This is a genomic window from Paraburkholderia sp. RL18-085-BIA-A, assembly GCF_046027075.1.
Taxonomy (GTDB): domain Bacteria; phylum Pseudomonadota; class Gammaproteobacteria; order Burkholderiales; family Burkholderiaceae; genus Paraburkholderia.
The window spans coordinates 157,977-168,737 of sequence record NZ_JARESU010000011.1; the positions used below are offsets into that span (position 1 = coordinate 157,977).

The 10,761-nt window shown below is 61.4% G+C and carries 11 protein-coding genes; 3 read left to right on the forward strand and 8 right to left on the reverse strand.

Going from position 1 to position 10,761, the window contains the following annotated elements:
- Positions 1-5 precede the first annotated feature (5 nt).
- Both P0D89_RS10925 and P0D89_RS10930 read right to left on the reverse strand, forming a co-directional pair.
- Positions 6-1,955 carry a putative bifunctional diguanylate cyclase/phosphodiesterase gene (locus P0D89_RS10925; RefSeq protein ID WP_408369035.1) on the reverse strand — a complete coding sequence of 650 codons (1,950 nt, stop codon included), beginning with the start codon at positions 1,953-1,955 and terminating at the stop codon, positions 6-8.
- Positions 1,956-2,381: 426 nt separating this feature from the next.
- Complete coding sequence (locus P0D89_RS10930; RefSeq protein WP_408369033.1) at positions 2,382-2,819, reverse strand: GlcG/HbpS family heme-binding protein; 438 nt, start codon at positions 2,817-2,819, stop codon at positions 2,382-2,384.
- 120 nt (positions 2,820-2,939) lie between these two features.
- Between P0D89_RS10930 and P0D89_RS10935 the strand changes: the two genes are divergently transcribed.
- Positions 2,940-3,845, forward strand: coding sequence for a LysR family transcriptional regulator (locus P0D89_RS10935; RefSeq protein ID WP_408369031.1), 906 nt, complete (start codon positions 2,940-2,942; stop codon positions 3,843-3,845).
- On the opposite strand, the gene P0D89_RS10940 is transcribed toward P0D89_RS10935, so the two are convergent.
- The 4 genes from P0D89_RS10940 to P0D89_RS10955 form a co-directional block, all read right to left on the reverse strand.
- Positions 3,829-4,140 (reverse strand): hypothetical protein, encoded by a 312-nt coding sequence (locus P0D89_RS10940; protein ID WP_149671271.1) that lies wholly within the window; start codon positions 4,138-4,140, stop codon positions 3,829-3,831. The genes P0D89_RS10935 and P0D89_RS10940 overlap by 17 nt on opposite strands.
- Positions 4,141-4,276: 136 nt before the next feature.
- Positions 4,277-5,047: an SDR family oxidoreductase gene (locus P0D89_RS10945; RefSeq protein ID WP_408369029.1), complete on the reverse strand. Its 771-nt coding sequence runs from the start codon at positions 5,045-5,047 to the stop codon at positions 4,277-4,279.
- Positions 5,048-5,167: 120 nt separating this feature from the next.
- Positions 5,168-6,022 (reverse strand): alpha/beta fold hydrolase, encoded by an 855-nt coding sequence (locus P0D89_RS10950; RefSeq protein ID WP_408369027.1) that lies wholly within the window; start codon positions 6,020-6,022, stop codon positions 5,168-5,170.
- Between the two features lie 82 nt (positions 6,023-6,104).
- Positions 6,105-6,800, reverse strand: a complete 696-nt coding sequence (locus tag P0D89_RS10955) for an alpha/beta hydrolase (protein ID WP_408369025.1) — start codon at positions 6,798-6,800, stop codon at positions 6,105-6,107.
- A 175-nt stretch (positions 6,801-6,975) separates the two neighbouring features.
- On the opposite strand from P0D89_RS10955, the gene P0D89_RS10960 reads away from it, so the two are divergent.
- Positions 6,976-7,608, forward strand: coding sequence for a CGNR zinc finger domain-containing protein (locus P0D89_RS10960; protein WP_408369023.1), 633 nt, complete (start codon positions 6,976-6,978; stop codon positions 7,606-7,608).
- Positions 7,609-7,704: 96 nt separating this feature from the next.
- The gene (locus tag P0D89_RS10965; protein WP_408369021.1) at positions 7,705-8,289 is read left to right on the forward strand and encodes a TMEM175 family protein; all 585 of its coding nucleotides are present in this window, start codon (positions 7,705-7,707) and stop codon (positions 8,287-8,289) included.
- A 29-nt stretch (positions 8,290-8,318) separates the two neighbouring features.
- On the opposite strand, the gene P0D89_RS10970 is transcribed toward P0D89_RS10965, so the two are convergent.
- Together P0D89_RS10970 and P0D89_RS10975 are read right to left on the reverse strand one after the other, a co-directional pair.
- Positions 8,319-8,693: a hypothetical protein gene (locus P0D89_RS10970; protein WP_408369019.1), complete on the reverse strand. Its 375-nt coding sequence runs from the start codon at positions 8,691-8,693 to the stop codon at positions 8,319-8,321.
- A gap of 84 nt (positions 8,694-8,777) precedes the next feature.
- Positions 8,778-10,547 (reverse strand): M30 family zinc metallopeptidase, encoded by a 1,770-nt coding sequence (locus P0D89_RS10975; RefSeq protein ID WP_408369017.1) that lies wholly within the window; start codon positions 10,545-10,547, stop codon positions 8,778-8,780.
- Positions 10,548-10,761: the final 214 nt, after the last annotated feature.

A 10,761-nucleotide genomic window follows, 5' to 3' on the forward strand; every position in this document is an offset into this window, starting at 1 on the left:
GGACCTCAATGCCGCGCGCTCGCGGTCTTGTCCACGGAATGCTCGGCCGGGTTCGCAGCGATCTGCTCGATCTCGCTGCCGCGCAGCGGCCTGCCCAACAGAAAGCCTTGCGCGTGCGTGCATCCGCACACGCGCACGAAATCCAGTTGCTCCTGCGTTTCGATCCCTTCCGCCGTCGTCGGCATGCCGATTTCGCGCGCCAGCGCCACGATCCCGCGCACCACCGCCGCGGATTCGCGACCGTGCACGGACTCCTTGACGAAAGAGCTGTCGATCTTCAGCTTGTCGAACGGAAAGCGCACGAGCGTCGACATGGTCGAAAAGCCGGTGCCGAAATCGTCGAGCGCAAGACCGATGCCCAACGCACGCAACCTCGCGACGTTGCGCCGTGTCACGGTGTCGTCGTTCAATAGCACGGTCTCCGTCACCTCGATGTTCAGGCGCTCCGGCGGAAGCCTCGTCCTGCGCAGAATCGCCGCGACCGTCGAAGCAAACGATTCCTCGCGCAACTGCACCGGCGACACATTGACGGCGACCGGGACCTTGTCCCGCCATGTCGCCGCTTGCGAGCACGACTGCATCAACCCCCATTCGCCCAATGCGAGGATGAGGCCGGTGCGTTCGGCAGTCGGAATGAACGCGGCCGGGGAAAGCTCGCCGCGGGTCGGATGGGTCCAGCGCAACAGCGCCTCGCGGCCGGAAACCGTGCCGTCGCTGAGATCGACAATCGGTTGATACTCCATGCGCAAACCATCGAACGACTTCAGCGCGCCTTCGAGGTCGCTGCGCAGCAGGCTCAGGCTTTCATCCGATACGTGCTTGTCGGCATCGAAAACGGCGAACGCGCTTTTACCGCTGCGTTTGACCGCATATAACGCGCGGTCGGCGCAGATCAGCAATTGCGGTCCCGTCTTCGCGTGCTCCGGATAGAGCGAAACACCGACGCTCGCGCCGATATGCACGAGCGCTTCGCTCAACGCGAACGGGCGCGCAAGTGTCTTGACGATGCGGTCGGCCAGCACACGCACCTCGCGCACCTGGCTCATCCCATCGGCAATGGCGACGAACTCGTCGCCGGCAAGGCGTCCGACCAGATCGCCGCTCGGCAGAATTTCACGCAAGCGGCTCGCCGCCTCCTGCAGAATCTGATCGCCCGCTGCATGGCCCAGGCTGTCGTTGATCGCCTTGAAGCCGTCCAGATCGATCAGTAGAACAGCGAACGGCTGATCGTGACGCAACGCGCCCACTTCCGTGCGCTCCAGCAGCAGTTCGCTGATACGCGCGCGATTGGGCAAGCCGGTGAGGCTGTCCTGACGAGCCAGGCGGTGGCTGTTTTCACGCGCCAGCAACAATGCGACGGTATCGCGATTGCTGCGCAGGGCCACGGTGAAAAAGCCGGCGGCGCAGAACGGCGCTTGAAATAGCAGCACGAGCTTGCCATTGCCGGGCGACAGCGCCGCACCGAGACCCAACAGGCTGAGAATGAAGGAAATCTGCAACAGCACGAGCCGGGGCGTGCCCGCATTGCGTCCGGCCAATCCGCCGATCACGCCCACCGCGCAAACGTTGCCGAGCAGAAAGAGCGTGGCGTTTCCGCTGATATTGCACAGCAACGTGCCGAAGCCGAATAGCACGCTCCATAGCAGGCTCGCCAGCAGAAACGCGGAGGTCGGCGTCGGCCGGTCTTGCGCGCTACGCCTGCGGCATAGCCAGATCAGCGTGAGGCGCGCTATCAGCAACGCGACGACGGCGATGCCCCACGCGGCGTAAAGCGGAATGGGATATAGATAGAAAGCGGTTGCGCAGACGCTGATTTCGCAAATCGACGCGAATATGATTGACGCGGTTCGCGTGAATAAATGCGCGAGCAGGATCTGGCGGTTGTCTGGGCTCAGGTTCTGAGCGGAGGACACTACCCATTTGAAAAATGGAGACCTTGGTTCGCTGAAAGCCATGACCTGCGCATTTGACGGTTAGTGGACTCAAACGGGTATGCGCAGCAATTATTGCGTAAACTTAAAGTATCAGGTTAATTCAAGGCGGTAATTGTGTGCGGCATGGAGCGCACGGGGCAAAGAAAAAGGCGGAGATCAATTGGAATACCCGATAACCCCTAGGACAGCGGCGAATCGTGCGAGGATTTTGGGCCGGTGGGAGTTCAACTGTGATGCGACCGCATAAATGAGGTGTTGTATTTTCGATGTAAAAGCGCAAATGCGGCGGCAATTGCTGTGATGCAATGCGGCAATGGCAGGCTTTCGATATCAATTGCCCGATTGCCACATCAGCGGGCCCGGTTATTCCAATCGCGCTGTGGGCGCCGTATTCGGATAACCCACAGCATTTACCCCGAGGTCGATTGGCGACGGCTGCGGTTACGGCTATCGCAAAGCATCCGCGCCTGCCTGCGCAACCTGAGCGTCCTGCTCGGACTGCATTCCCGACACGCCGATCGCACCGATCACCGCGCCATGGAGTACCAGCGGAATGCCACCGTCGAGCGGCATCAGATTGGACATGCCCAACAGCCGCAAATGGATGCCCGCTTGCGACACCGCGTCCTGGAAGAGCTTGCTCGGACGGCGAAAACGCACCGCCGTTTCCGCTTTTTGACGAGCCACTTCAATACTGCCGAGCTGCGCCTGGTCAAGCCGATGCTGTAAAACCAGGTGAGCGCCGCTATCGACCACGGCGATCACCATCGGCCAGCCGTGACGAACGGCTTCTTCTCGCGCGGCGTGCGCCACTTGCATCGCCTGGCTCAACGTTATCGGCGCCCCATAGACGGGACCATTCTGCGCGGGTGTTTCGTAGGTCATGGCGAGTTCTCTGTTGAAAAAGGAAGCGGCTCAGGCCGCGCTTAGAATGTATGACGCCTGTGTTTGCGTTCATAGCCATCCGCGCCGGGAGGCATTATTCCGCTAAGCGAGAGAATCACGATGAGGTCAAACGAGGATTACGCCGTGCTGCTGGCCGTGGTCGACCATGGCAGCCTGACTGCGGCCGCGGCGTCGCTCGGGCGTTCGCTGCAGTCCGTCAGCCGCTCTCTGGCGGCCATCGAAAAGCAGCTCAACGTCGTGCTGTTCAAGCGAACCACGCGCCGAGTGCATCCCACGCCCGCATGTCTCGCGTTCGTCAACCGCATACGGCCTGCGGTGCGCGAAATCGGCGCCGCTCGTGACGAGCTTCTGGACCAGAATGCTCAACTGCGTGGCGCGATCCGCGTTGCCGCGCCCACCTCGTTTGGTGCGCAATATGTCGCCCCGGCGCTCGCGACGTTTCTGCGTCTGCACACGAATGTCAGCAGCGAACTTCTGTTGTCGGAGCGACATGTCGATCTCGCTAGCGACTCGGTCGACGTCGCGCTGCGTCTGGGCAAGCTTCCGGATTCCAGCCTTCGCGCGCGGCAAATCGGTGAGTTGCGGCGCGTCGTGTTCGGCGCGCCGGTCTATTTCGCCGAGCGTGGATATCCCACCCATCCTCGCGACCTGGCGAATCACGACTGCCTGTTGCGCAGGGGCAAACTTCGGGAGACATGGCAGTTCGGTGCGCAGGCCTTCGCAGCCGAAGTGCGGGGCAGGTTTTACTCATCCAGCGCGCACGCCTGCAATATGGCGGCGGCCGCCGGCTACGGGATTGCGCGGGCGCCGCTTTGGCAAGTGCGCGATCTTGTCGATGCGAAGAAGGTGGAAGTGGTGCTTGCCGGGTTCGAGCCGGAGGCGGCGCCCGTCCACCTGGTGTGGGCGGCGGGACGATCTTTGCCGCGAATATCGCGGCGCAGGCGCTATAGGCGCTATAGGCGCTATAGAAACCTGGCCGCTGAACGCGCTACGGATTGCCTTTGAGCGTGAATGGCGCTAACAACGCCTGCACATCGACCTGCTGCCCCTGCAAAAGCAGCAGCCTCGCGTGAAGCACCATGTTCTCGAGAACAAGCTTGGCGGTGCTCAGCAGATACAACGCGTGGATGTCCGACACCGGCATGTTGCACGCCTCGACAGTGTGGTGGCGTTCGACGAGTGAAGTCATCACGAGCCGCCGCAGTTCCTGCTCGCCAAACGGCAGGTCTGCATAGTCGATCGGGTCATCCGCTTCGACTTCCCGCAGCATGTCCACCAGCGTTTCCGTGCTTACTTGCATATGTCCGCTCCATGTCGTCGTCAAGGACCAGCATCGCCAAGCTTCGTCATCCAGCGCTATCAGACTACCGCGTCAATTCATCCGCGTCCACCTTGAATGGTTGGACATGCGACGCAGCAGCATCGCGAGGCGCGGCTCAAATCGACTTGACTTCACCACCGTCCATTCTCAACGTAGAGCCCGTCATCCAGTGCGCGGCGGGCGAAACGATGAACGCCATCAACTCGGCGATTTCGTCGGGCGTGCCATAGCGGGCAATGCCCGCTTCGGCGGGAAACTTTTGCGTCGCCTCTTCGACGCTCATGTCATGCAGCGGCGCCCAATGCTCCAGGTAGGAACGCCGCCGGCCGGTCATCACCGGTCCGGGCAATACGCTGTTGACCTGCACGCCATCGGTGATGCCGCGGTCCGAGAAAGCTTTCGCGAGCGCGACGATCGCCGCGTTGATCGTGCCCACCGCGGCGTACGGCGCCTTCGGGAACAGCGCCGAATTGCCCGACATCAGCACGACCGACCCATGCGTCGCTTTCAGCGACGGCCACGCCGCCATCGTCAGACGCCGTGCGCCGTGCAGCTTCAGCGCGAATCCGTTGTCCCATTGCTCGTCGCTCATGTCGAACACGTCGATCTGCGGCACGGCCCCCGCGATGTTCAGCAATGCATCAATCTGTCCGAACGCGCCGAGCGTCTGATCGACGACCTGCTGTGCGGCGTCAGGCTCAGCGAGGTCGAGCCCCATGACGAGAGGCTCGGCTCCCGCCTTTTCGACCTCGGCGGCAACCTGTTCGAGGTTCTCGCGATTCCGGGCGACGAGCACGATCGACGAGAAATCCCGCGCCAGCCTGATGGCGGTCGAACGGCCGATCCCCTGGCTCGCGCCCGTGACGATTGCGACTCTTCTGGACATTGCTACGCTCCTTGTTTCAAGTACAGGTAAATAGCCGGTTGGAGTACGGCGACCGGTTTTTCAAACCCGGTGCATATCGATACAGCTGAACGCGTCCATGCCGGCCAGTGCACACGCGACTCATCGAATGAGGAAGTCCGAAATAGCAGCGGCAATCTCCACTGCGTGCGTCTCCAACGCGAAATGACCCGTATCGAAGAAGCGCACTTCTGCGCCCGGTATATCGCGCCTGAATGCCTCGGCGCCCGCCGGCAAAAAGAACGGATCGTTCTTTCCCCACACCGCAAGAAGCGGTGGCCGATGCGTGCGGAAATACTGCTGAAACGCGGGATACAGCGCGACGTTGCTGCGGTAGTCGCCGAACAGATCGAGCTGAATTTCGTCTGCGCCCGGCCGGCTCAGATAGAAGTCGTCGAGGGAATAGCCGTCCGGTGATACTAGTGCCGTGTCGCGCACGCCGTGCGTGTACTGCCAGACGGTCGTCTCATGCGTGAGCAGCGCGCGCAGCGCTTCACGGTTGGCGCGAGAGGGCTCCTGCCAATACGCGCGAATCGGATTCCAGCCGTCGCTCAAGCCCTCTTCGTAAGCATTGCCGTTCTGCGAAATCAGCGCCGTAATCCGCTCAGGATGCTTCAATGCGAGCCGGAAGCCTGTGGGCGCACCGTAGTCGAATACATACAGCGCAAAACGATCGAAGCCGATCACTTCCGTAAAGCGATCAATGACGCTCGCCATGTTGTCGAACGTATAGGCGAATTGGTCGCGCGCCGGCATGTCCGACTGTCCGAAGCCGGGCAGATCCGGTGCGACGATATGAAACCGGTCGGCGAGCTTCGGAATCAGATCGCGAAACATGTGGCTCGAACTTGGAAAGCCGTGAAGAAGCAGCAGCTTCGGCGCGCCTTGACGACCCGCTTCGCGATAGAACACCTTGAAGCCGTCGACGTCGGCATGGCGATAGGAGATGGACGACATGATTTCCTCCACAAATGAACAAGGTTGAGTGAGCAATGAAAGGCTCAGCGTGATTGATTGCATCACGGAGATGCCGGCCTCGTTAATGAGCCGACACCGCTTGCGCCGCATTGACGATGAGGTCGGTCACGGTCTGCGCGGCCGTGACGATCGGCGCATGATCCACCTCGCACGAATGCACTTCGGCGCTCATCCGGCGCGCCATGAAATGTTGCGTGGCGGGGCTGATCATTCGGTCCTCTTCAGCAACAAGGAACCAGCTCGGCCGGTCCTTCCATAGCGGCCGCGCGACCTTTCCGCCGATGCACGCCGCCGCAATAGGACGCTGAACCGCCGCAAGCAACTGCACCTCTTGCGGTGTCGCGTGCTGCGCAAACGCGGCGGCGAACGCGTCTTCCGGCAGCCATATCAGGCCGTGCGAATCAGGCGCCAGCTTCGGCGCCAGCGGATGAGTTTCGCCGCGATAGAACACATCGGCGACGGTTTCCCCTTCGTCGGGTGCGAGCGCGGCCACATAGACCAACGCTGCGACGTTTTCCGCGCGGGCCGATCCGATGACCGCTCCCGCATACGCGTGACCAGCCAGCACGACAGGACCTTCGATCCGTTCGAGCGTTCGGTTGAGCGCGGCCACGTCGTCGCCTAACGAAGTCAGCGGCAACGCAGCCGCAATCGCGTTCATGCCATGCGCTTTCAGAGCGTGGATCACCTTGCTCCAGCTCGATCCATCCGCCCATGCGCCGTGCACGAGCACCACATTCACGTCAACAACGGACATGTTCCTCTCCTCTGAAGAAAGCAGACTCCTGCTGCGGTCGACGAGCATCTATCGGCACGCTCAATCAGTAACCTGTTTAATGCTCATATTCAGGTTACTCACTCTATGAGTAACTTGTCAACAGCATTTTTAGCGGTTACACTTTATTCATTCCGTTTTGCTTTCAGGCCAACAGATGGACTACCGTCAACTCCCCCCCATATTCGTGGCCGACGCGCCGGGCCTGGACTTTCTGAACTCGGTGGCAACGCCGGTCGACGAGGAAGTCGACTGGATCAGCGACGGCGCGGGTCTACTGGCCTGGTTGGAACAGGCTGGGTTCGTGTCTCGCAGCGCGATCGCGGCGGTGCGTGCACAGTCCACCCCCGCAGAACTCGACGCGGTCGCAGCGCGGGCGCGCGAGTTGCGCGAGTGGTTCAGGGCCTATGTTCAGAAGCGGAAGGGACGCTCGCTGGTCGCCAAAGACCTGCGTGATCTTGGGCCGCTGAATCAATTGCTCGAACGCGATGAGCAGTACGGGCAAATCGTGGCGGATGTCGCGGACGGTGTCGTAGGCTTTGAATTACGTGCCAACCGGCGCTGGAAATCGGCGGAGTCGTTGTTGATGCCGATCGCCGAGTTGCTGGCAAAGCTGGTGTGCGAGGAAGACTTCGCGCACGTCAAGGCGTGCGAAGGTCCGCGATGCACATTGATGTTCGCCGATCACACGCGCGGCCATGCGCGCCGCTGGTGCAGCATGGCGATCTGCGGTAATCGCGCGAAGGTTGCGGCGCACCGCGCGCGTCTCAAGGAACAGAAGAACGGCTGACACGACGGCGGCGCTGAACAGGCCGCCGCCTGGCCGCGAGTATCAGCCTTGGCCGGTCAAGTTCGATCAACGTCTTACTCAAAGCGGGGGGACGCGATGCGCGAAGTCAAGCTAACCGCAGAACGGCTGACTGCATTTTCCGATGCGGTCTTCGCCGTGATCGTGACCATCATGGTGCTGGAACTCAAGGCGCCGGACCAGCCGTCATTCTCGGACCTGTGGCCGCTATGGCCAATGGCGATCAGTTATGCGGTGAGTTATCTGTTCATCGTCATTATCTGGATCAACCATCATCACCTGATGAGGTACGTGGGTCCGCCGACGCTGGGACTGATATGGATCAACTTCATCCATCTCTTCATGGTCTCGCTGCTGCCCTTCGCGACCGCGTGGGTTGCGCGCACGCAGCTCGCGTCGTCGCCCGTCGTGTTTTATGCAGGATTGTTCGTCTGCATCGACATCGCCTACAACGTGTTCGAAAAGCAGGTGTTGTCCGGCGCGGATGCGAGCCTCGTGCCCATGCACATGCGTCGCGCGGCCAGGTCCAGATCGCTTGTCGTTCTTGCCGGCTTCATCAGCGCCATGCTGGTTGCAATCGTCGCGCCGCGTGTCGGTTTCGGTGTGATATGCGCGGCGCTGATGCTTCATTTGCGCCCGGACGTGTCGGGCAATCGACGGTGAGTGCTCTTCGCGAAGTGCCGCCGTGGAGTTCAGTGAGCCGTCCCTTCGTCCGTCGCCGTGATCGAATCGACCTGGACAGAAGGCAGTCTGGAAGGCCCGGCGGTTTCCGCCACCCGCCCCTTGACGTGCACGACCTGGTTCTGCAACCGGCCCGCCGTCGCATGGTCCACGCCCACGAGTTGCCACAGATTCTTGCCGTCGGAGATGACGGGGTACGTGAAGGGCTCATTGCCACGAAGGGTCAATGTGCCGCGCAAATCGACCCGATCGCCCGTATGCGCTGTTCCCGCACACGCGATGCCGGCAAACAGAACGAAAGCAGCGAGAAGAAAGTTTCGGAGCATGGCAACGACTTGAGCCTGTACAAATGCGTTATCGGAAACCCGTTGATGCGCGCCCAGCATGCATGAAAAAAGCCGTCCCTGGAAGGGGACGGCTTCGTCAGCCGGCCAGACGCGCGGCAGACTCGATGCTGCCGCGCCGCCGCGTTACTGCACGATCACCGACAACGTCACACCAGGCGGCAGCGTCACCGTTTCCTGATAAGTGCTCGCGACATGCGAGCGCACGGCCGGGAAGCTCGCGTAGCCCAGCAGGACGCCCGGTGAAGCCGACGGCAACGCACGGGCCATCTTCGACGGGTCGATGGACGGCAGCGTGAAGCCGCCTTCCGCGCGCGATGCAAAGCTGTACTGCGCCATGTTCGCCGCGAGCGGCACCTGTGCGCTCGCCGCGACGGTGAAGTGGCGCAATTCCTGCGCGACGCTCGAGTCCGCACGAACCTGCTTGATCGCGTCATTCAGAATGTCCATCGACACAGTCGCGTTCTTGTCGTTCAGCAGGTCCTTATAGAACGTGAGCCCGAGCTGCCGGTTCAGGAATCCGCCGAACGAGCCGTTGGTCGTATAGCTGTCGCATGTCACGTCACCCACGTCCCATGTCGTCAGACCGCAGGTATAGCTGCCCCGGTTGTTGTACGTCAGATAGCTGATGAAGCGGTCGTCGCGAACGGAGTTGTACGTCGGGTCGATGTTGAAGCTGACCCAGTCCTCCATCATCATCGCCGACATTTCTTCGAGCCATGTGTCGTACGCGTACTGCATACCCATCAGCATGTCGCGGCGGTAGAAGTTCTGCATGTGCGTGCTTTCATGCGCCATCACGGTCTGCATCGTCTTCATGCCGGCGGTGCCCGCCAGATACAGCGTCTCCGAATCCAGATAGAGCGACAGGTCCGCATTGCTGTGGGCCGTCTCGCCAGTGCCCTGATTCACGAAGTTGTTGAGCGCCCAGAAATAGCCGACTGTGCCGTACGGCTGCGAATCGTGGTTGAAGTTCGCCACGACGAGGTCGATCGGTTGCGGTGCGCCGAGCATGCCGGTCACGTTCACCGCGCCCCAGAACGGACCGCCGATGCCGGTGACCATGTCGTACACGCCGCCCGTGCCCGCGTAATTCTGCAGCAGGCTGTTGACGATGGTCGGCGTGATTTTCCCTGTGCCGTACTCCGCCGTTTCGACCCAGATATTGACCTTCGTAGCATCGGCCGTGGTGCCGACAGCCTGAAGCGCCATATGACGCAACGTGCCATCCGCCAACCAGAAGTCGCGCGTATCGCCGATGTTGTAGGTCACCACCGCGCGCTGCACCTTGCTGACGACATCCGCTGCCGGGCTCGCCGCGGCCGATGCCGCGTTCTGTTGCACGAGTGCCTTCCAGCCGGTCGAGTTGAACTCGTGGATGGCCTTCATGCGCGGGTCCTCGCCGGTCGGCGATGCCATCAGGGCCTTCGCCGTCGCGGTAATGACATCGGCTGACGGAGTGTTCACGCTTGCATTGATGGGCACCGGCAACATCGCCTGATTGCCACCCTCGTTGGTGAAGACGAGCGTGACGTTGCGGCCCGACGTGCCCTTGATCGACACATTGACGGTATCGGCCTGCGCGCTCCCGTTGAGCGCCTGCCACATGCCCACGCCACTGCCCGCGTAGGTCGAATCGTCGGCCGCGCCGCAGCTCGTGCAGGCGGCGTGAAGCTTACCGTCCGCTGCCGGCGTCAAAGTGACCGGCGGCGCGCTGTTGACGATGTTCGTGCCGCCGCTGGTGCCACCGTTGGTGGCGCTGCTGTTGTTGCCTCCACCGCCACTGCCACCGCTTCCGCTATCGCCGCCACCGCCCCCGCCGCATGCCGTAAGGCCTGCCGCCAGAGACAGCGCCACAATGACCTCGAAGACACCTTTTCCTCGTTTGATACGCATATTTATTGTTCTCCACTACCCGGTTATTGCCGTGTAAAAGTCCTTAATCGTGCTGTGCGTCTGCTCGTTCCCGGTTCGTTTGGCAAATGGAATCAGCTAAGCATCAGGCCGCATCCGGACCGGCCAATTCCGTCATGGCATCGGCATCTTCCGGGCGAACGCTGAGTCCGAGCAAAAACACACCATGTTTTATCGGCAAAAACATTTCGTAATT

Bases quoted from the DNA above. Each gene is read 5' to 3' on its own strand.
- P0D89_RS10945 (WP_408369029.1), bottom strand. From the start codon at position 5,047: ATGTCCAGAAGAGTCGCAATCGTCACGGGCGCGAGCCAGGGGATCGGC.
- P0D89_RS10940 (WP_149671271.1), bottom strand. From the start codon at position 4,140: ATGCAAGTAAGCACGGAAACGCTGGTGGACATGCTGCGGGAAGTCGAA.
- P0D89_RS10970 (WP_408369019.1), bottom strand. From the start codon at position 8,693: ATGCTGGGCGCGCATCAACGGGTTTCCGATAACGCATTTGTACAGGCT.
- P0D89_RS10965 (WP_408369021.1), top strand. From the start codon at position 7,705: ATGCGCGAAGTCAAGCTAACCGCAGAACGGCTGACTGCATTTTCCGAT.
- P0D89_RS10955 (WP_408369025.1), bottom strand. From the start codon at position 6,800: ATGTCCGTTGTTGACGTGAATGTGGTGCTCGTGCACGGCGCATGGGCG.
- P0D89_RS10960 (WP_408369023.1), top strand. From the start codon at position 6,976: ATGGACTACCGTCAACTCCCCCCCATATTCGTGGCCGACGCGCCGGGC.
- P0D89_RS10930 (WP_408369033.1), bottom strand. From the start codon at position 2,819: ATGACCTACGAAACACCCGCGCAGAATGGTCCCGTCTATGGGGCGCCG.
- P0D89_RS10950 (WP_408369027.1), bottom strand. From the start codon at position 6,022: ATGTCGTCCATCTCCTATCGCCATGCCGACGTCGACGGCTTCAAGGTG.
- P0D89_RS10935 (WP_408369031.1), top strand. From the start codon at position 2,940: ATGAGGTCAAACGAGGATTACGCCGTGCTGCTGGCCGTGGTCGACCAT.
- P0D89_RS10925 (WP_408369035.1), bottom strand. From the start codon at position 1,955: ATGGCTTTCAGCGAACCAAGGTCTCCATTTTTCAAATGGGTAGTGTCC.
- P0D89_RS10975 (WP_408369017.1), bottom strand. From the start codon at position 10,547: ATGCGTATCAAACGAGGAAAAGGTGTCTTCGAGGTCATTGTGGCGCTG.